1 protein-coding gene is annotated in these 22,699 nt (G+C 72.8%); it reads right to left on the bottom strand.

The annotated features are described in order from the left end of the window. Positions 1-481: 481 nt before the first annotated feature. Positions 482-22,690: a non-ribosomal peptide synthase/polyketide synthase gene (locus AB0M73_RS28035; protein ID WP_363896282.1), complete on the bottom strand. Its 22,209-nt coding sequence runs from the start codon at positions 22,688-22,690 to the stop codon at positions 482-484. Positions 22,691-22,699: the final 9 nt, after the last annotated feature.

Below are 22,699 nucleotides of genomic sequence, written 5' to 3'. Positions count from 1 at the left end.
GCGGATGTGGCCGGCGTACTCGGCTGCGGGAACGGTTCGGGCTCGCCGCCCAACCGGCGATCCGAGTGATCGGCAAGACCGTCGACGCCTACACCACTCTCAATGCCGACCTGAGGGCCGGTGACCACGGGCCGCCCGGCTCGGACCGACGCCGGAGGGTCGAGGACAGCCCGATCCTGCCCCGCCCGCGGGCGGGGCAGCCGTTCGACGCCCGCTGCCTGTCCTGGCAGCTCGGTGCGGCGAGTCGTGCGGGCAGCGTGTCGATCTGGACCACCGCCGGCCGGCTCCGCAACGTGCGAATCGTGGGAAGCCGGGCACACCTCGCTCTGTCGCGGTCCCGGTCGATCGGGGAAACCGACCTGCTGCACCGGGATGGGGTGTGGCTGTTGCACGCCGTCATCGACGGGTGCGGGTCGCGTCTGAACCGCTACCGCAAACGCTGCGAGCGGCGGTCGGCACACTCGTCGCTTCAGAGACGAGCTCATGACTCGAAGGTCCCCAATTCCGTCTCGAGGTCGTCGATGTCCTCCTGGCTGAGCGAGACCAGGGACAGGTCGGACGGCGTGTACCCGCCGACACCCGAGCCCCGCGAGTGGTCCACCAGCGCCCGCAGCGCCTCGAACCACGTCTCGGCCAGTTCCCGCACGTCGGACTCGGCCAGCAGCGCCGACGGCCAGGACCAGACGGCGGTCAGGCTCGGCCCGCCGGCCCGGTCCTCGGTCAGCGCGTTGACCTCCACCGAGTGGGTCAACGCCATGCCGGCGTCGCGCCCGGCCGGGCCGGTCACGTCGTCGGCCAGCATCCAGTCCGCGGCCTCGTCCTCGCCGACCGCGAACCGGCCGAGGTAGTTGAACCCGAGCTGGGGCACGGGCAACGCGGCCAGCGCCGGGGCGGTGTCCGAGTTCAGGTACCGAAGCAAGCCGTGTCCGACGCCGTGGTCGGGCAGCGTGCGCAGCTGCTCCTTGACCAGCTTGATCGCCTGCCCGCCGGCCAGGGCCTCGTCCCAGTCCAGCGCGCCCGCGGCCAGCCGCACCGGGTACAGGCTGGTGAACCAGCCGACGGTCCGCGACAGGTCGGCCCCGGCGACGATCTCCTCGCGGCCGTGGCCCTCCAGGTCCAGCAGCACACCGGCATCGGCGCCCTTGCCACGGCGGTGCCGCCAGCGGGACACGGCCAGCGTGAGCCCGGTGAGCAGCACGTCGTTGACGCTCGCGCGGTAGCGCGCCGGCACCGTGGTCAGCAGTGGCTCGGTCGCCTCGGCCGGCAGCGTCAGCTCGATCTCGGCAGCCGTGCCGGCCACGTCGACAGCGGGATCGAGCGGCCGGTCGCCCAGCAGCGGATCCGGCCCGGCCAGCGTGCCGGTCCACAGCTCCAGCTCGGCGGTCCGAGCGGACGCCAGTTCGGTCAGCGCGTGCGACCAGCGCCGCAGCGAGGTCCGCACCGGGTCCAGCGCGACCGGCTGGTCCCGTGCGACCGAGTGCCACGCGGTCGCCAGGTCGGGCAACAGGATTCGCCAGGACACGCCGTCGATCACCAGGTGGTGCGCGACCAGCAGCAGCCGGCCGGACCGGTCGGGACCGGCGTCGAACCAGACGACCTGGAGCATCGTCCCGTGCTCCGGCGACAGCCGCAGCCTGGCCTGCTCGCCCTGGTCGACGAGCTCGGCCATGGTCTCGACCCGCCGGATAAGCGGGCCCGCCTCGACGTGCTCGGCGATCTCGTAGCGACCATCGGCGTGCGCGACCAGCCGGAGGGCGTCGTGGTGGTCGAGCACGGCCTGCACGGCGGCGGTGAGCCGGTCGGCGCCGAGGTCGGCCGGCACCCGCAGCGCCATCGACTGGTTGAACGCGGTCGACGGGCCGTGCTGCTCGGCCAGCCAGCGCATGATCGGCGTCGCCGGCAGTTCGCCGACGCCGTCGTCGGCCACCTCGTCCGCCTCGGTGTTGCCGGCCGCGAACGCCAGGCCCTCGACCGTGCGGTGTTCGAACACGTCCTGCGCGGTGATGACCAGGCCGGCCTTGCGGGCCAGGCTGACCAGCCGCAGCGACAGGATGCTGTCCCCGCCGAGCTCGAAGAAGCCGGCGTCGATGCCGACCTCGGCCACGCCGAGAACGTCGCGGAACAGGCCGCACAGCGTCTCCTCGCGGGCGGTGCGCGGTGCGCGCCCGCCGGCGACGACCGTGAACTCCGGCTCGGGCAGCGCCTTGCGGTCCACCTTTCCGTTGGGCAGCAACGGAATCGCGTCCAACTGCACGAAGGCCGACGGCACCATGTGCTCGGGCAGCGTGGTCGCCGAGTGCTGGCGCAGCGCGGCCGGCTCCAGCCCGCGGTCCCCCGCCACGTAGGCCACGATCCGGCGGTCGCCGGGCCGGTCCTCCCGCACGATGACCGACACGTGCGTGACGCCCGGATGCCCGGCCAGCACCGACTCGATCTCGCCGAGCTCGATCCGGAACCCGCGCACCTTCACCTGGTCGTCGACGCGGCCCAGGTAGTCGAGTTGGCCGTCGGACCGCCACCGCGCCAGGTCGCCGGTGCGGTACAGACGTCCCGTGCCGAACGGGTTGGCCACGAACCGCGTCGCCGTCAGGCCGGGCTGGTGGAGGTAGCCGCGGGCCAGGCCGGCGCCGGCGACGTACAGCTCGCCGACGGTGCCCGGCGGCACCGGACGCAGCCCCGCGTCCAGCACGTACACCTGCGCGTTGGTGATCGGCCGGCCGATCGGCGGCGCGACCGGTCCGGACAGCGGGCCGCTCATGGTGGCGCACACCGTCGTCTCGGTCGGACCGTACGCGTTGATCATCCGGGTGCCGCGCGACCACTGGTCGACCTGCTGCGGCAGGCAGGCTTCGCCGGCGACGACGAGCGTGGTGCCGGCAGGCAATGCGTTGTCGGGCAACACGGTCAGCGCGGTCGGCGGCAGCGTCAGGTGCGTGACGCCCTGCTCGGCGATCAGGTCGGCCAGCGGCTGGCCGGGCAGCACGCGCTCCGCCGGCGCCACCACCAGGCACGCGCCGGACAGCAGGCCCATGCACAGTTCCCACGACGCGGCGTCGAAACTCAGCGACGCGAACTGGAGCACCCGACTGCCCGCACCGACCTCGAACGCCGTCACCTGGGCGGCGAGCAGGCTGGCGATGCCGGCGTGGGTGACCACGACGCCCTTGGGCCGCCCGGTCGAGCCCGAGGTGTAGATGACGTACGCGGGACTGCTCGGACGCAGCGGCGCGAGCCGGTCCCGGTCGGTCGGATCGGTGTCCGGCATGGCTTCGACTGCCGCCGCCGTCGACTCGTCGTCCAGCAGCAACGGCCGGTCCACCGGCAGGTCTACTGCGGACGTCGTGATGACCAGTGCCGGTCGCGCGTCGGACAGCATGTACTCGATGCGCTCGGCCGGGTAGGCGGGGTCGACCGGCAGGTAGGCGCCACCGGCCTTGGCCACCGCCAGCACGGCGACCACCATGTCGATCGAGCGCCGCAGCGCCACGGCCACCCGCTGTTCCGGCCGGACGCCCCGGGTGATCAGCCAGTGCGCCAACCGGTTCGCGCGCCGGTTCAGCTCGGCGTAGCTCAGGGTGGTGTCCTCGAACACCAACGCCGGCGCGTCCCCGACCCGGGCCTGGAACAGCTCGGGCATGGTCGACGCGGGCACCTCGCGGGCGGTGTCGTTCCACCGCACCAGGCAGTCCTCGCGCTCGTCCTCGGACAGCAGCTGCACGCGGCCGACCGCCAGGTCCGGCTCGGCCACCACGGCCCGCAGCAGCCGGCACAGCCGGGACACCAGCAGTTCGACGCTGGCCCGGTCGAACAGGTCGGTGGAGTACTCGACCATGCCCTCGATGCCGTCGGACTCCTCCAGCACGAACGCCAGGTCGTACTTGGCGACCCCGGTGCCGACCTCCTCCGGTCGCACCCGCACGCCGGGCAGCTCCAGCTCGCCGTCCTCGACGTTCTGCAGCGTCAGCAGCACCTGGAACAGCGGGTGCCGGCCCAGCGAGCGCGTCGGCGCGATCAGGTCCACCAGCCGTTCGAACGGCACGTCCTGGTTGGCGTACGCGGCCAGGTCGGTCTCCCGCACGCGGGCCAGCAACTCCCGGAAGGTCGGGTCGCCGGACAGGTCGGTGCGCAGCACCAGCGTGTTGACGAAAAAGCCGACCAGATCGTCCAGCGCCTCGTCGGTGCGACCGGCGATCGCCGTGCCGATCGGGATGTCGGCGCCGCCGCCCAACCTGCTCAGCAGGGCGGCGAGACCGGCCTGCAGCACCATGAACACGGTCACGCCGGCGGAGTGCGCCAGTTCCACGACCGCCCGGCGGTCTTCCGCGGACAGCGCGAATTCCACGGTGTCACCGCGATAGGTGGTCCGCGCCGGGCGCGGCCGGTCCGTGGGCAGCACCAGCTCGTCCGGGACACCGGCCAGCGCGTCCACCCAGAACCGCCGCTGGGCGGCGATGACGCTGTCCGGGTCGTCCTCGCTGCCGAGCAGATCCCGCTGCCACAGCGTGTAGTCCGCGTACTGCACCGGCAGCGGCGTCCACTGTGGAGCACTGCCGGCCAGTCGGGCCGTGTACGCGGTCGCCAGATCGCGGACCAGTGGGGCCATCGACCACGCGTCACCCGCGATGTGGTGCACCAGCAGGAGCAGCACATGCTCGTCCTGGCCGACGCGCATCAGCCACGCCCGCACCGGCAGCTCGGCCGCCAGGTCGAACGGGTACCGGACCGCCTCGTCCAGCGCCCGCTGCGAGTAGTCCACAACGGACAGCGTCGGCTCGACGTCGATCACGAGCTGGTGCGGACCGCCGTCCGCCTCCGGGAACACCGTGCGCAGGGCGTCGTGCCGGCCGACCACGTCGGCCAACGCCAGCCGCAGCGCCTCGGCGTCGACGGGACCGTCCAGCCGCAGCGTCACCGGGAGGTTGTAGGTGGCGCTCGGCCCCTCCAACTTGTGCAGGAACCACAGTCGCCGCTGGGCGAACGACAGCGGCACCCGCCCGTCGCGAGGCACCGGCACCAGCGCGGGTCGGGCCGTGCCGGCGCCGTCGATCACCTCGGCCAGGCCGGCCGGGGTCGGCGTCTCGAACAGGGTCCGGATCGCCAGCTCCACTCCGAGCGCCGAGCGGATCCGGCTGATCAGCCGGGTGGCCAGCAGCGAATGCCCGCCCAGGTCGAAGAAGCCGTCGTCGACGCCGACCCGGTCCACGCCGAGCACGTCCGCGAACAGCCCGCACAACAACTCCTCGCGCGGCGTGCGCGGGGCGCGACCGGCCTGCTCCTCGCGGGCCGGCGCGGGCAGCGCCCTGCGGGCGAGCTTCCCGTTCGGGGTCAACGGAAGCGTGTCGAGCGGGATGAACGCCGACGGCACCATGTACTCCGGCAGCCGCTCGCGGGCCTTGGCCCGCAGCGCGGCGACGTCCGCGTCGCCGACCACGTAGGCGGTCAGCCGCCGGTCACCCGGCCGGTCCTCCCGCACGATCACGGCGACCCGCCGCACCCCGGGATGTTCGGCCAGCACCGACTCGATCTCGCCGAGCTCGATCCGGAATCCGCGCACCTTCACCTGGTCGTCGACCCGGCTCAGGTACTCCAGCTGTCCGTCGTGCCGCCAGCGCGCCAGGTCGCCGGTGCGGTACATCCGCGAGCCGGCCGGACCGAACGGGTCGGCGGTGAAGCGCTGCGAGGTCAGTCCCGGCCGTCCGAAGTAGCCACGCGCCACGCCGGCACCGGCGATGTAGAGCTCGCCGGCCACGCCCGCCGGCACGGGCCGCAACGCCCCGTCCAGCACGTGGACACGGGTGTTGCCGATCGGACGGCCGATGGGGGTGTCGGCGCCGGTCAGCTCGGCGGCGGCCGACCAGATGGTGGTCTCGGTCGGCCCGTACACGTTGACGACCGCGCCGCCCAGCTCGCTCATCCGGCCGGCCAGCCGCGGCGGCACAGCTTCGCCGCCGACCAGCATTCGCAGGCCACGGACGTTCTCCGCGACCAGTCCCTGCCACAGCGACGGGGTCGCCTGCAGCACCGTGATGCCGTCGGCCCGGACCCGGTCGGCCAGCGCCGCCGGATCGCGGACGGTGTCCTCGTCGGCGAGCACGACCCGGGCGCCGGACAGCAGCGGCAGGTACAGCTCCAGCGCCGCGATGTCGAAGGCGACCGTGGTGACGGCCAACAGCCGGTCGGTCGGGGCGAGTGGCACGTGCGGTCGCATCGAGACCAGGAAGTTGACGAGGTTGCGATGGGTGACGCAGACCCCCTTGGGGCGGCCGGTCGACCCGGACGTGTAGATCACGTAGGCCGGGTTGTCCGGCCGGCGGCGCACACCCGGGTCGGTCGTCGGCCGTCCGTCCGCGCCGGACAGGTCGGTGAGCACGCAGACCGGCCGCGCGTCGGCGAGGATGTAGTCGATCCGCTCCGCCGGGTAGGTCGGGTCGATCGGCAGGTACGCCGCGCCGCTCTTGAGCACCCCGAGCAGGGCCACGAGCAGGGCCGCGGAGCGGGGCATCGACACGGCGACCAGGCGCTCCGGTCCCGCGCCCAGCTCGCGCAGGTGGTGGGCCACCTGGTTGGCGCGCTGGTCCAGCTCGCCGTAGGTCAGCTCGATTCCGTTGCTGGCCAAGGCGATCGTGTCGGGTGCGCCGGCGACCAGCCCGACCAGGTCGGTGTCGGGCAGCGCCAGGCCGGTGTCGTTCCACGCCACGAGCAGGTTGTGTCGCTCGGCGGCGTCCAGCACGTCGATCGCGCCGATGGCGCGGTCCGGATCGGCCACGACCGCCTCGAGCACCCGCACCAGCCGGTCGGCGATCCGGCGGGCCGCCGTCGCGTCGTACAGGTCGGTGGCGTACTCCAGTTCGCAGGTCAGGCCGTCCTCGCCCTCCTGGACCACGAAGGACAGGTCGACGGTGGCCACGCCGGTCTCGACGCCCTCGACGGTCGCCGCCAGTCCGCCCAGGTCCGGCTCGCCGTTGTCCAGGTTCTGCAACGTCAGCATGACCTGGAACAGCGGGTGGTGGCCGAGCGAGCGGGCCGGGTCCAGCGCCTCGACCAGGCGCTCGAACGGCACGTCCTGGTGGGCGTACGCCGACAGCGTCACCTCCTGCACGCGGGCCAGCAGTTCGCGGAAGCTCGGGTCGCCGGCGGTGTCGGTGCGCAGCACCAGCGTGTTGACGAAGGAGCCGACCAGCTCGTCCAGCGCGTCGTCGGTGCGGCCGGCGATCGGCGTGCCCAACGGGATGTCGGTGCCCGCGCCGAGCCGGGTGAGCAGCGCCGCGACCGCGGCCTGCAACACCATGAACAGCGTGACTCCGTTGCGTTGCGCCAGATCCGCCAGTTCGCGGTGCAGCCCGGCGGGAACCTCGAAGTCGTGCGTCTCGCCGAGGTAGGACGCGACGGCCGGGCGTGGCCGCTCGGTCGGCAGCTCCAGCAGCTCCGGCAGGTCGGCCAGGGTCTCGCGCCAGAACGCCAGCTGCCGCGACACCAGGCTGGCCGGGTCGTCCTCGCTGCCCAGCAGCTCCCGCTGCCACAGCGTGTAGTCCGCGTACTGCACCGGCAGCGGCGTCCACTGTGGAGCCTCACCGGCCAGGCGGGCCGCGTAGGCGGTGGACAGGTCCCGCACGAGCGGACCGCCTGACCAACCGTCACCGGCGATGTGGTGGATCAGCAGCAGCACGGCGTTGCCCAGCACGGTGACCTTCAGTGGCGGTTCACCGGCCAGATCGAACGGGTAACGCGCGGCGGCCTCCAGATCCGTCGAATCGGCGAAGGTGACGCCGACCCGGTCGGCGTCGACGATCCGCTGGCACGGCTGGCCGTCGACCTCCGGGAAGATCGTGCGCAGCGCCTCGTGCCGAGTGGCGACATCCCGCACGGCCGCGGTGAACGCGTCCCGATCCAGTTCGCCGGCGACCCGGAGCACGACCGGGATGTTGTAGGTCGCGCTCGGCCCCTCCAACCGGTACAGGAACCACAGCCGCTGCTGGGCGAAGGAGAGCGGCATCGGATCGGGGCGCGTGACCGGCGCCAGCGCCGCGCGGACCGCGCCGCCGGCGGCCATCCGCTCCGCCAGGCCGGCCACGGTGGGCGCCTCGAACACCGCACGCACCGGCAGTTCCACGCCGAACGTGGAGCGGATCCGGCTGACCAGCCTGGTCGCCCGCAGCGAGTGGCCGCCCAGCGCGAAGAAGCTGTCGTCGATCGTGAGCTCGTCGACGTCCAGGATGTCCGCGAACAGCTCGCACAGTTCCCGTTCCCGCCGGGTACGCGGCTGGCGGCCCTGCGCGGCCGCGCCCGCCCCACGCTCCCGCAGCGCCGGCACGTCGAGCGTGCCGTCCGCGGTCAGCGGCAGGTCGTCCACGAACACGAAGGACGACGGCACCAGGTGGTCGGGCACCGCCGAGGCCACCTGCTCCCGCAGCGACTCGGCGTCACCATCTCCGATCACGTAGGCGGTCAGACGGGGACCCGGAACGACAGCGGCGCCGCGCACCGCCGGGTGCGTCATCAGGGTGGACTCGACGCGCTCGTACGGCTGGTCGAGCAGTTCCACCTCGCCGGACCGGGTGCGGCGCGCCGGCTTGCCGGTCCGCACCACCGCACCGGCCTCGTCGGCGACGAAACACAGCTCGCCGGGCACTCCGGCCGGCACCAGCCGTTGCCGAGCGTCCAGCACACATCCTTGCTCGACGGGGACGAGTCCGACACCGGGCACGTCGAGCCGCTGCGGCAGCAGCCGGGTACGAAGCTCGAACTCCTGCTCCGCGGCCGTGCGGCGCAACGCGTCGAGCACCCGCGGCGGGGCGGTGAACTCCTCGACCTCGTACCACTCCAGCCAGCCGAGCAGATCCGACGGGTCGGCCAGGATCTCCCGGGTCGGGATCACCAGGCAACCACCGGCCGCCAGCACGGACAGCCGCTCGGCGTCGGTGCCGGCGAAGTGTGCCACCCGGCCGGCCGTGACCGCCGGCAACACCCACTCGCGCGGCTCGGACCTCAGCAGCGACACCACGGCGTCCACCTCGGGCACGCCGATCGGCTCGGTCAGCTGGGCGTAGGTGAGCTCGGTGTCCTCGAACACCACCGCCAGCTCGTCGGACCAGGACGCGACCAGCGGCAGCGGGTCCACGCCGACCAGCGGGGCCGGCAGCGCCCGCTCCGACTCGGTCGTGATCTCCACCGCGTCGATGGCCTGGTCCGGGTCGGCCGCGAAGGCCACCAGCAGCGTCCGCAGCCGGTCGGCCAGCCCCTGCACGGTCTCCCGGTCGAACAGGTCGAGCGCGAACTCGACGTCGCCGGCGATCCCGGCCGCCTCGCCGTCCGCGCCGAACCGCTCCTCGAGGTCGAAGGTCAGGTCGAACTTGGCGACCCCGGTCTCGACGTCCTCGAACTCCGCGCGCAGCCCGTGCATCCGGTACTCGCCGTCGGCGTTGTTCTGGAAGCCCAACGCGACCTGGAACAGCGGGTGGTGCGACAGCGACCGCACCGGGTTGGCCACGTCGACCATCCGCTCGAACGGCAGCTCCTGGTGCGCGAAGGCGGCCAGGTCGGTCTCCCGCACGCGGCCCAGCAGCTCACGGAAGGTCGGCGTGCCCGCGGTGTCGGTCCGCAGCACGACGGTGTTGACGAAAAAGCCGACCAGCTCGTCCAACGCCTCGTCGGTGCGGCCGGCCACCACGGTGCCGATCGGGATGTCGGTGCCCGCGCCCATCCTGGTCAGCAGGGCGGCCAGCGCCGCCTGCACCACCATGAACAGGGTCGCGCCGGCCTGCCGCGCCAGCCCCAGCAGCGCCGTGTGCAGCTGCTGGTCCCAGTCGAACAGCACCATTTCGCCGCGGTAGCTGGCGATCGGCGGACGCTGCCGGTCGACCGGCAGCTCCAGCAGCGCCGGCAGGCCGGCCAGCGTCTCCCGCCAGTGCGCAGCCTGCTTGGCGATCACGCTGTCCGGGTCGGCCTCGTCGCCGAAGACCTCCCGCTGCCACACCGTGTAGTCCGCGTACTGCACCGGCAGCGGCGTCCACTGCGGCGGTCGGCCCTGGCAGCGGGCCGCGTACGCGACCGAGACGTCCCGGGCCAGCGGCGCCTCCGACCATCCGTCGCTGACGATGTGGTGGGTCAGCAGCAACAGCACGTGCACGTCCTCGGCCAGCACGAACAGCGTCGCGCGCCAAGGGATCTCGGTCGTCAGGTCGAACGGCCGGGCGGACGCCGCCGACACCAGTTCGGACAGGTGCGCCTCATCGGTCGACACCACGTCGAGGCCCGGGCGGACATCCAGCACCTGCTGGCACGGCAGGTCGTCGACCTCGGGGAACACCGTGCGCAGCGACTCGTGCCGGCCCACCACGTCGGCCAGCGCCGCCTGGAGCGCCTCCCGGTCCAGCTCGCCGGTCAGCCGCAGCACCAGCGGCACGTTGTAGATCGACGGCCCTTCGAAGCGCTGCAGGAACCACTGTCGCTGCTGGGCGAACGACAGCGGCAGCCGCTCCGGGCGGGCCACCGGAACCAGCGGCGGTCGGGCCGCACCGGCCGAGGTCAGCCGGTCCACCAGCTTCGCGACCGTCGGCTCCCCGAACAGGGTCCGCACCGGCAGCTCGATGTCGAAGGCGGAACGGATCCGGCTCAGCAGACGGATCGCGGACAGCGAGTGCCCGCCCAGGTCGAAGAAGCTGTCGTCGATGCCGACCCGGGGCACGCCCAGGACCTCGGCGAACAGCCCGCACAGGATCTCTTCCTGCGGCGTGCGGGGCCCGCGGTGCTCGCCGCGGGCGGCGACCGTCAGCGAGTCCCGGTCGACCAGGCCGTCGACGAGCGGCAGCGCGTCCACCGCGACGACCGCCGACGGCACCATGTACTCCGGCAGCAGCGCGTCGAGGTGGTCGCGAACCGCGGTGGTGTCCAACGCTTCAGTGACGAAGGCCAGCACCTCGTCGTCACGGACGACAACCGCGGCGTCGGCGAGGTCGGTCCGCTCGGCGAGGATCGCCTCGATCTCCGCCGGCTCGACCGGCAGCCCGCGCACCAGCGCGTGCTCGACCAGTCGCAGCTGGCCGTCCGGCAGCCAGCGGGCCCGGTCGCCGGTGTCCGCGCCGTCCACGACGAGGCGGCCGGTGACACCCGCCGGCACCGGCTGGCCGGCGTCGTCCAGCACGTGCACCGTGACGCCGGGCAGCGGCCGGCCGATGGGCAGCACACCGGTCTCGGCCTCGCAGCGGCCGGCCGTGGCCATCGAGTACACGTGCAGCAGCGCGGCGTCCACTGTGCGGTGGAAACGCCGGGCCAGCGCGGCCGGCATCGGCGCGCCGCCGCAGAGCACGAGCCGCAGCGCGCCGGTTTCCCCGCGCCGCAAGAACTCCGAGAGCTGCATCGGAGTGAACGACGCGATCGTGACCTGCTCGTCCCAGGTTGTCACGACGGTCGCGCCGACCGTGAGCGGGGCCAGCAGCTCCCACGGCTCCGCCGAGGCGCTCACCAGCTCGCGGTCGGCGGCCGTCGTTCCCTTGAGCGCCAACGACCTCTCGACCAGCCGGGCCGACACCTCGATCTCGCCGGCCCGCAGCCGAGCCAGGGCGGCGGCGACCGGCGCGGCCAGCTCGCCGTGCTCGTGCGCGTCGATCAGCTCGAGAACCGTGGTCTCCACGGGTTCGACCGGCGCGCCGTTCCACTCGGTCAGGATCAGCCTGCGCTCCTCGGCCGACAGCACGTCGATCCGGGCCAGCGGCCGGTCCAGGTCGGCGGCCGCGGCCGTCAGCAGCCGCGTGAGGCGGTCGCCGAACGCGTCGATGGTGGCGCGGTCGAACAGGTCGGTGGCGTACTCGATCTCGCCGACGATGCCGGCCGGCTCGCCGTCGTCGGCGTAGCGCTCCTGCAACCGGATGTCCATCGCGAACTTGGCCACGCCGGCGACGACGTCCTCCAGCCCGACCGACATGCCGGGGAACTCGACGTTGACCTCGTCGAAGTTCTCGAAGGTCAGCATCACCTGGAACAGCGGGTGGTGGGCCAGCGAGCGGACGGGCGCGACCACCTCCACGATCCGCTCGAACGGCAGGTCCTGGTGGGCGAAGGCGGCCAGGTCGGCGTCGCGGACCCGGTCCAGCAGCTCGCGCATGCTCGGGTCGCCGGACAGGTCGGTGCGCAGCACGAGGGTGTTGACGAAAAACCCGAACAGGTCCTCGAGGGCCTCGTCGGTCCGGCCGGCGACCGGGGTGCCGATCGGGATGTCGGCGCCGCCGCCCAGGCGGGACAGCAGCGCGGCCACGCCGGCCTGCAACACCATGAACAGCGTGGTGTTGGTCCGTCGCGCGACCTCGGCCAGCGTGCGGTGCAGCTGTGCGTCGATCCGCAGCTCGGCCTCGTCGCCGCCGTAGGAGGCCACCGCCGGCCGGGGCCGGTCGGTCGGCATCTCGATCTTCTCCGGCAGGCCGGCGAGCGTGCGCCGCCAGAAGTCCAGCTGCTTGGTGATGGCACTGTCCGGATCGTCCTCGCTGCCGAGCAGTTCGCGCTGCCACAGCGTGTAGTCCGCGTACTGCACCGCCAGCGGCGTCCACTGTGGAGCATCACCGGCCAGGCGGGCCGCGTAGGCCTCGGACAGGTCGTTGCCCAGCAGCGTCTCCGACCAGCCGTCGCTGGCGATGTGGTGCATCAACGGCAGCAGCGCGTACTCGTCGCAGCCGAGGTCGAACAGCGTGACCCGCAGCGGCAGTTCGCTGGTCAGGTCGAAGTGGTAGCGGGAGGCCTCCTGCAGCGCCTCGGTCAGGCTCTCGGCGTCGGTGTGCACGATGTGCAGCTCCGGCCGGCCCTCCTCGGCGCCGACCACGACCTGGTACGGCGTGCCGTCCACGTCCGGGAACAGCGTGCGCAGCGACTCGTGGCGCGCGACCACGTCGGCCAGCGCCTCACGCATGGCGTCCACGTCGAGCCGACCGGACATGCGCATCACCAGCGGCACGTTGTAGGTGGCGCTCGGCCCCTCCAGCTGGCCCAGGAACCACAGTCCCTGCTGGACGAACGACAGCGGCAACCGCTCCGGGCGGGGCATCGCCCGCAGCGCCACGCGGGCCTGGCCGGCCCGGTCGAGCAGGTCGGCGAGCCCGGCCACGGTGGGCGCCTCGAACAGCGACCGCAGCGAGAGCTCCACGCCCAGCGCCGAGCGGATCCGGCTGATCAGCCGGGTGACCAGCAGCGAGTGCCCGCCCAGGTCGAAGAAGCTGTCGTCAATGCCGACCCGGGGCACCGCGAGCACGTCGGCGAACAGCCCGCACAGCAGTTCCTCACGCTGCGACCGCGGCGCGCGACCGCCCGCGCTGGACAGCTCCGGCGCGGGCAGCGCCTTGGTGTCCAGCTTTCCGTTGGCTGTCAACGGGAAGCGCTCAATCGTCAGACAGGCCGACGGCACCATGTACTCCGGCAGCGACGCGGCCGCATGCCGACGCAGGTCGGCGGCCTGCACTGTCTGGCCGGCAGCCGCGATCACGTACGCGACCAGCCGCTTGTCCCCCGGCCGGTCCTCACGGACCAGCACGGTCGCCTCGGCCACGGCGGCGTGCCGCTCGATCACGGCCTCGATCTCGCCGAGCTCGATCCGGAACCCGCGGATCTTCACCTGGTTGTCGGCCCGGCCGAGGTAGTCCAGCGTGCCGTCCGACATCCACCGGCCGAGGTCGCCGGTGCGGTACATGCGGCTGCCGGGCGCGCCGTGCGGATCGGCCACGAACCGCTCGGAGCTCAGGCCGGGACGTCCCAGGTAGCCGCGGGCCAGGCCGGCGCCGGCGACGTACAGCTCGCCGCCGACGCCGGTGGGCACCGGCTGCAGGAAGTCGTCGAGCACGTAGACCCGCAGGTCCGGGATGCCCGTGCCGATGAGGCTGCCCGCGCCGGCGGCGACCTTGTGCTCGTCCAGCGCCTGGTGGGTGACGTGCACCGTGGTCTCGGTGATGCCGTACATGTTGACCAGCACCGGCGCGTCGTCGGCGTGCCGGGTGTACCAGTCGGTCAGCCGCCGCAGCTCCAGCGCCTCCCCGCCGAACACCACCGTGCGCAGCGCCAGCGGCTGCGGCCGGTCGGCGTCGGCCTGGATCAGCTGGTAGAACGCGGACGGCGTCTGGTTGAGCACGGTCACGCGCTCACGGGACAGCAGGGTCAGGAACTCCTCGGGCGAGCGAGTGACCGCGTGCGACACCACGACCAGCCGGCCGCCGTGCAGCAGCGGACCCCACAGTTCCCACACGGAGAAGTCGAACGCGTAGGAGTGGAACAGCGTCCACACGTCCCGCCCGTCGAAGCCGAACCAGTGCTCGGTCGCGGTGAACAGCCGGATCACGTTGCGGTGCGGGATCAACACGCCCTTGGGCCGGCCGGTCGAGCCGGACGTGTAGATCACGTAGGCGGTGTTGTCCGGCCCCGCCTGCGGCGTCGGATCGGCGACCGGACCGTCGGTGACGTCCTCCACGTAGATCGCGGGCACGTCGACGGGCGTGGTGACCTGGCGGCTGGTCAGCACCGCCGACGGCGCGGCGTCGGCCAGCACGTAGGCGATCCGGTCCGCCGGGTAGTTCGGGTCGATCGGCAGGTAGGCGGCCCCGGCCTTGAGCACGGCGAGCACGGCCACGACCAGTTCGGCCGAGCGTGGCAGCGCCAGCGCCACCAACTGCTCGACGCCGACACCCTGCTCGATCAGCTTGTGCGCCAACCGGTTTGCCCGCTCGTTGAGCTCCACATAGGACAGATGCGTGTCCTCGAAGGTCACGGCTACCGCGTCCGGGGTGCGTCGCACCTGCTCCTCGAAGGCCGCCGCGACCGTGCGGTCGGACGCGTAGTCACCGGCGAGCGCCGGCTGCCGGTGCCGCTCGGCCGGCTCCAGCACGTCGATCTGCCCGATCGGCCGGTCCGGGTCCGCGACCACGGCGTTGAGCAGCCGCACCAGGCGGGACCCGAACGAGCGCACGGTGTCGCGGTCGAACAGGTCGGTGGCGTACTCGATCAGGCCGGCCATGCCCAGCGGCGTGCCGTCCGGGCCGTAGGACTCGCGGAAGTCGAAGTCGAGGTCGAACTTGGAGGCGCCGGCGCCGATGTCGGAGAAGCTCGCCCGCAGGCCGGGCAGGTCCAACTCGGCCTCGGCGTTGTTCTGGAACAGCACCATCACCTGGAACAGCGGGTGGTGGGCCAGCGACCGCACCGGGTTGATCACCTCGACCAGCCGCTCGAACGGCACGTCCTGGTGCGCGTAGGCGGCCAGGTCGGTCTCGCGGACCCGGCCGACCAGCTCGCGGAAGCTCGGGTTGCCCGACGTGTCGGCCCGCAGCACCAGGGTGTTCACGAAGAACCCGACCAGCTCTTCCAACGCCTCGTCGGACCGGCCGGCGCTGACGCTGCCGATCGGGATGTCGAAGCCCGCGCCGAGCCGGGTCAGCAGGGCGGCGACAGCCGCCTGCACCACCATGAACAGCGTGCTGTTGGTCTGCCGGGCCAGCTCGACCAGGCCGGCGTGCAGCCGCGCGTCCAGCTCGAACTCGACCTCGTCACCACGATAGGAGGCAACAGCCGGCCGGGGCCGGTCGGTCGGCAGCTGCAACCGCTCCGGCAGGCTCGCCAGCGTCTGCTTCCAGAACGCCAGCTGCCGGGCCAGGATGCTGTCCTGGTCCTTCTCGTCCCCCAGCAGTTCCCGCTGCCACAGGGTGTAGTCCGCGTATTGCACCGGCAGCTCTGTCCACTGTGGAGCACGGCCGCCGAGCCTGGCCCGGTAGGCGGTCGACAGGTCCTTGGACAGCGGGGCGTCCGACCAGCCGTCGCTGGCGATGTGGTGCAGCAGCAGGAGCACGACGTGGTCGGTCGGGCCGGTCGAGAACAGCGTGACCCGCAGCGGCAGCTCGGTGGCCAGGTCGAAGGTGTGTTTGCCGGCCACGGCCAGCTGCTCGCCCAGGCGGTCCGGATCGGTGTGCACCTCGGTGAACGACGTCTCGACCTCGGGCAGGATCAGCTGGTACGGCGTGCCGTCGTCCTCGGGGTAGATCGTGCGCAGCGTCTCGTGCCGCGCCACCACGTCGGCGACGGCGGCCCGCAACGCGTCCCGGTCCAGCTCGCCGGTCAGCCGAAGGACCAGCGGCTCGGTGTAGGTGGCGCTGTCGCCTTCGAGGCGGTGCAGGAACCACAGCCGCCACTGCGCGAACGACAGCGGCATCCGCCCCTCCGGCCGCTGCGCGCGAGCCAAGGGCACCCTGGCCCGGGTGGCCCCGCTGAAGCGGTCCACCAGCGCGGCCACGGTCGACGACTCGAACAGGTGGCGGATGGTCAGCTCGACGCCGAACATCGAGCGGATCCGGCTGAGCATCCGGATCGCCGACAGCGAATGCCCGCCCAGCTCGAAGAAGCTGTCGTCGATGCCCACGTCGGTGACGCCGAGCACGTCGGCGAACAGGCCGCAGAGGATCTCCTCCTGCGGGGTGCGGGCCGTCCGGCGCGGCTGGGGCTCGGGCTCGTCCTGCTCACGCGCGGCGGATTTCCCGTCCCAGTCGATCGGGCCGGTGAACTCGACGACCGGCGTGGCCGGCGTGTCGATCACGGACCGGAGCACGGCCAGCAGCCGCTCGCCCAGCGCGACCGTGGTGTCGTGGTCGAGCAGGTCGGGCCGGTGCTCCAGCCGCAGCCGCAGCCGCTCGCCGGGCAGCACGGACAGGGTCAGCGGGTAGTGGGTGGCGTCATGGTCCTCCAGCCCGGTCACGGTCAGGCCGGGCGCGGCCGACCAGCTGACGCCGGGCTCGTGCGGGTAGTTCTCGACGATCACGAGGGTGTCGAACATCTCGGTGATCCCGGACAGCCGCTGCAGGTCGGCCAGGCCGACCTGGTGGTGGGCCATCAGCCGGGACTGCTCGTCCTGCACCCGGGCCAGCAGCTCGACCAGCGGCTCCTCGGCCCGCAGCCGGACCCGCACCGGCAGCGTGTTGATGAACATGCCGATCATCGACTCGATGCCGGGGATCTCCGACGGGCGGCCGGACACGGTCGCGCCGAACACCAGGTCAGCCTGCTTGGTCCGGTTCGCCAGCAGCAGCGCCCACGCGCCCTGGACCAGCGAGTTCAGCGTCAGCCCGTGCCGGCGTGCGTGCCGCAGCAACGTCGCGGTCAGCTCGGTCGGCAGGGTCAGCACGACCTGCTCGGGCGTGACCGCCGCGGCCTTCGCGCCGGCCGCCAGCAGGGTCGGCCCGCGCAGGCCGTCCAGCGCCTCGCGCCACGCCTGCTCGGTCGCCTGCGTGTCCTGCGCGGACAGCCAGGCCAGGTAGTCGCGGTACGGGCTGGCGGGCTCGAGCTCCTGGCCGGCGTAGAGCGCGAACAGCTCGTCCAGCACCGACTGCATCGACCAGCCGTCGAACAGGATGTGGTGGTTGGTGATCACCAGCCGGTGTGCGTGCTCACCCAGCTTGATCAGGGTGAACCGGAGCAACGGGGGCCGCGCCAGGTCGAAGCGGCGGGCCCGGTCCTCGGCGGTGATCCGGTCCGCGTGCTGCTCGGGCGCCGGCACGCCGACCAGGTCGTGCTCGGTCCAGGGCAGCTCGACCTCGGCCGGCACGAACTGCACGGCGGTGGCCAGCCCCTCGTGCCAGCAGCCGGCGCGCAGGTTGTCGTGTCGCCGCAACAGGTTCCGCGCCGCGGCGCGGAGCCGGCCGGCGTCGAGCGCGCCGTCGAGGTGGAAGACCTCCTGCACGGCGTAGATGTCCGGCGCCTGCTCGTCGTACAGGGCGTGGAACAGCAGGCCCTGCTGCAGCGGGGCCAGCGGCACCAGGTCGGCCAGCGCCGGCTGCGCGGCCTCGATCCGCTCGATGTCGTGCTGCGTGACCGAAACCAGCGGCACATCGGACGGCGTGAGACCGCCCCGGCCGGCGCTGGCCAGCGCGGCCAGCGCCCGCATCCAGGTCTCGCCGAGCCGTTGGACGTCCGCCTCGGACAGGATGCCCTCGGACCAGGTCAGCGTGGCCTGGATGCGGGAGCCGTCCGGGGTGTCCTCGGTCGCCGCATTGACCTCCAGCGCGTACTCCAGCGGCATGCCGTCGTCCATGCCGGCGCCGAGCGCGCCGATCGGCGACCAGTCGCCGTCGGTGTCGACCGCGAACCGGCCGAGGTAGTTGAACCCGATCTGCGGGGCCGTGGCGAGCTGCTGGCGGGTGGCCGGATTGAGGTGGCGCAGCAGGCCGAACCCGACGCCGTTGTCCGGCATCGCGCGCAGCTGTTCCTTGACCCGCTTGAGAATCCGGGCCAGCGCCGGCGAACCCGCGCGCAGCTCGTCCAGCTCGCCGACGCCGGCGTCCACCCGCACCGGGAAGACGCTGGTGAACCAGCCGACCGTGCGGGACAGGTCCACTCCGTCGAACAGATCCTCGCGACCGTGGCCCTCCAGGTCGAGCAGGACCGAGGTCTCGTCCTCGCCCCGGCGGCGGCGCCAGTCGGCGACCGCGATCGCGAAGCCCGCCAGCAACACGTCGTTGACCCGGCCGTGCACCGAGGCGGGAACGGTGGTCAGCAGCGGCACGGTGTGCTCGGCCGGCAGGCCGACGGTGAGCGACCTGCTGGTGCCACGGGTGTCCCGCTCATGGTCCAGCGGACGCGAGCCGAGCAGCGGATCCGGTCCGTCCAGGATTCCCTGCCACAGCGCCAACTGCTCGGTCCGCTCGGCGCGGGCGCGCAGCAGCTCGCTCCAGCGCCGCAGCGAGGTGCCGACCGGCGCCAGCTCGGGCGTGCGGCCGCCCGCGACGGCTTCGTAGGCGGCTTGCAGGTCCGGCAACAGGATCCGCCACGACACACCGTCGATGGCCAGGTGGTGCACGCGCAGCAACAGCCGGCCTGGGGTGTAGACGGCCTGCACCATGACGCCCTCGGTCGGCGCCAGCGCGACCCCGTTGTCCTCGAGGTCGACAGTCGCGCGGACCGAACCCGGCTCGGGAATCTCCAGCGTCCATGCCGGCAGGCTCAGCCGCATCCGCAGGGCGTCGTGCCGGTCCAGCACGGCCTGCAGCGCCGTGCGCAGGTGTTCCGGGTCGAGATCGGCCGGCGTCCTGATCAGCATCGACTGGTGGTAGCCGGCCAGTGGGCCGCCCTGGTCGCGCAGCGCGGCCATGATCGGCGTCGGCACGACCGGCCCGACCCCGGTGTCGACGGCGGCGGTGACCGTGGTGACCTCGACGGCGACGGCGGCCAGCCGCTGCACCGTCTTGTGCTCGAACACCTGCCGCGGCGTGATCACCAGGCCGGCCCGCCGGGCCCGGCTGACCAGTTGGATCGACACGATGCTGTCCCCGCCGAGATCGAAGAAGCCCTCGTCGACGGCGACCTCGGCCAGGCCGAGCAACTCGGCCACCAGGCCGGCGAGGATCCGCTCCCTCGGCGTGCGCGGCACTCGGCCGGTCTCCCGGGTGAAGTCGGGAGCCGGCAACGTCTCCAGCGACTCCACCATCGCGTAGGCGGCGGGGACGAGGTAGCCGGGCAGCTCGCGGGCCGCGTGCTCGCGCAGGTCGGCGGTGCGCACGGAGTGGCCGGCGACCGGGACGACGTAGGCGGCCAGGCGGGTCACGCCGCCCTCGTCCTGACCAGTCGTGACGACGACCTCGGCCAGCGCCGGGTGCTTGGCCAGCGCCGCCTCGACCCGATCGAGGTCCACGACCGCGCCCCTGATCCGCACCGGGTCGCCGTGCACCCGGCCGGGCACCTCGATGGCGCTGATCGGCTGGTCCGGGGCGGCGACGGCGGCGCGCAGCACCGCGGCGAGCGAGTCGGTCAGCCCGAGCACGGTGTCGCGGTCGAACAGGTCGGTGGCGTACTCGACGATGCCGCTCATGCCGTCCGGCGAGCCGCCGGCGGTGTGGTGCTCCTGGATCCGCAGGTCCAGGTCGAACTTGGCCACTCCGGTCGGGATCTCGCCGATCTCGACGTCCAGGCCGGGCAGATCGGCCCGCGCCAGCGCCAGGTTCTCGAAGGTCAGCATCACCTGGAACAGCGGGTTGGTGGCCAACTCGCGCTCCGGGTTGAGCTCCTCGACCACCCGGTCGAACGGCACGTCCTGGTGGGCGTAGGCGGCGACGGCGAACGCGCGGACCCGCTCCAGCAGCCCGCGGAAGCTCGGGTCGCCGGAGGTGTCGGTGCGCAGCACCATGGTGTTGACGAAGTAGCCGACCAAGTCGGCCACGGCTTCGTCGCCGCGGCCGGCGGACGGGGTGCCCAGCGGGATGTCGGCGCCCGCGCCGCTGGCGGTCATCAGCGCGGCCAGCGCGGCCTGCACGACCATGAACACCGTGCTGCCGGTGTTCCGGGCCAGCTCGACCACCTGCCGGTGCAGGTCGCCGTCCAGCCGGAAGGTCAGCTCGTCGCCCCGGTGTGACGCGACGGCCGGGCGCGGCCGATCGGTCGGGAACGCGGCCAGCTCGGCCACCCCGGCCAGCGCGTCCCGCCAGAACGCGACGCCATCTTCGTCCTGGTTGTGTTGCTGCCACAGCGCGAAGTCCGCGTACTGCACCGGCAGCTCGGTCCACTGTGGAGCGTTGTCGGCCAGGCGAGCGGCATAGGCGGCGGACAGGTCGGCGACCAGCGGCCGCTCCGACCAGCCGTCACTGGCGATGTGGTGCATCAGCAGCAACAGCACGTGTCGGTCCGCGCCGGCGGAGAACAGCGTTGCCCGCAGCGGGGGCTCGGTGGCGATGTCCAGCGGCACTCGGGCGGCCCTCGCCACCGCGGCGTCGAGGTCGGCGACGTCCGCGAAGGACATGTCGGAGCCGGCGTCGAGCACCTGCTGGTGCGCGCGTCCGTCGACGTCCGGGAACACGGTGCGCAGGACCTCGTGCCGTTCGATCACATCGGCGACCGCGGCGGCCAGCGCGGCGCGGTCGACCCGGCCGGTCAGCGACAGGGCGAGCGGAATGCTGTAGGTGGCGCTGGGACCTTCCAGCTGGTGCAGGAACCAGAGCCCCTGCTGCGCATGGGACAGCGGCACCAGATCGGGGCGCTCCGCGCGGGTCAACGCGACCGATTCGTCCTGCGTCTCGCCCAGCCGGGCGGCCAGCGCTTCGACGGTCGGCGACTCGAACAGCGCGCGCACCGGGAAGTCCACGGCCAGTTCGGCCCGGACCCTGGCCGCCAGTCGCATCGCGGCCAGCGAATCGCCGCCCAGGTGGAAGAAGTCGTCGTCGACACCGACGGTGTCCACACCCAACGCCTCGGCGAACAGCTCGCACAGCTGTCGCTCGCGGGCCGTGGCCGGCGCCCGCCCGACGGTGACCGCAGGTCGGGGCAGCGCCTGCCGGTCCAGCTTCCCGTTGGGAGCCAACGGAAGTTCCGACAGCGCGACGAAGGCGGAGGGGACCATGTGCTCGGGCAGCCGCTGCGCCACCAGTTCGCGCACGCCCTCGACGGCGCCCACCACGTAGGCGACGATCCGGCGGTCACCGGGCCGGTCCTCGCGCACCACGACGGCGGCCCGCGTGACGCCCGGGCACGCCGCGACGGCCGCTTCGATCTCGCCGAGCTCGATCCGGAATCCGCGCACCTTCACCTGGTCGTCCGACCGGCCGAGGAAGTCCAGCTCGCCATCGGCGTTCCAGCGCGCGAGGTCGCCGGTGCGGTACATCCGGGAGCCAGCCGGGCCATGAGGGTTCGCGACGAACCGCTGCGCGCTCAGGCCGGCCCGCCCGAGGTAGCCGTGCGCCAGCTGCACTCCCGAGACGTAGAGCTCGCCGGCCTCGCCGGGATCGACCGGCCGCAACCCTGCGTCCAGAACGTGGACTTCGGTGTTCCACACCGGCCGGCCGATCGGCACCGGGCCGGCGCCGACCCCCGGCCGGCACTCGTATCCGGTGACGTCGATGGACGCCTCGGTCGGGCCGTACAGGTGCGCCAGCGTCAGGCCCCAGGAGGAGACGACCTCCTCGGCGAGCGCGGGCGGCAGCACCTCGCCGGCCACGAACAGCAGCCGCAGCGGCAGATCGGACGCCTGGCGCACCGCTTCCGCGGTCACCGCGAGCAGGGACGGCACGAACTGAGCAATGGTCACACCGTGCCGCTTGAGATAGGAGACCAGGGCCTGCGGGTCCCGGGTGACGGTGCTGGGCGCGAGGCACACGGTCGCACCGACCGACAGCGGCAACCAGATCTCCGTGCCGGAGGCGTCGAAACTGAACGCGGTGCGGGCCAGCACCACGTCCTCGGCGGTCACGCCCCAACGCTCGGCCTGCCACAGCATGTGGTTGGCGACGCCGGCGTGCGGCACGACAACGCCCTTGGGCCGACCGGTGGAGCCCGACGTGTAGATGACGTAGGCCGGTTCGTCGGCGCCGCGGCCGGAGATGTCGGGACCGTCCGGTCGCGACTCGGCGTCGGCCGCGGCGAGCAGCTCGGTCGTGACCACCAGTGCCGGCCGCGAGTCCTCGATCATGAACGCGACGCGGTCGGCCGGATACTCCGGATCCACCGGCACATAGGCCGCGCCGAGCTTGGCCGCGGCCAACATCGCCACGATCATCTCGACGGAGCGCGGCAGCATGAGCGCGACTCGGTCACCGGCGCGCACGCCGTGCGCGGCCAGCAGGGCCGCCGCCCGGTCGGCACGGACGTTCAGCTCACCGTAGGACAGCCTGTCCTCGTCGGAGACGACGGCCACGGCGTCCGGGGTGCGCGAGGCCTGTTCCTGGAACAACACCGCCAGTTGTTTAGCCGTACTGCGCACGCCTACTCC

The sequence above is a fragment of the Kutzneria sp. NPDC051319 genome (assembly GCF_040682195.1).
GTDB lineage: Bacteria > Actinomycetota > Actinomycetes > Mycobacteriales > Pseudonocardiaceae > Kutzneria.
This window is presented reverse-complemented; position numbering and strand designations above follow the sequence as displayed.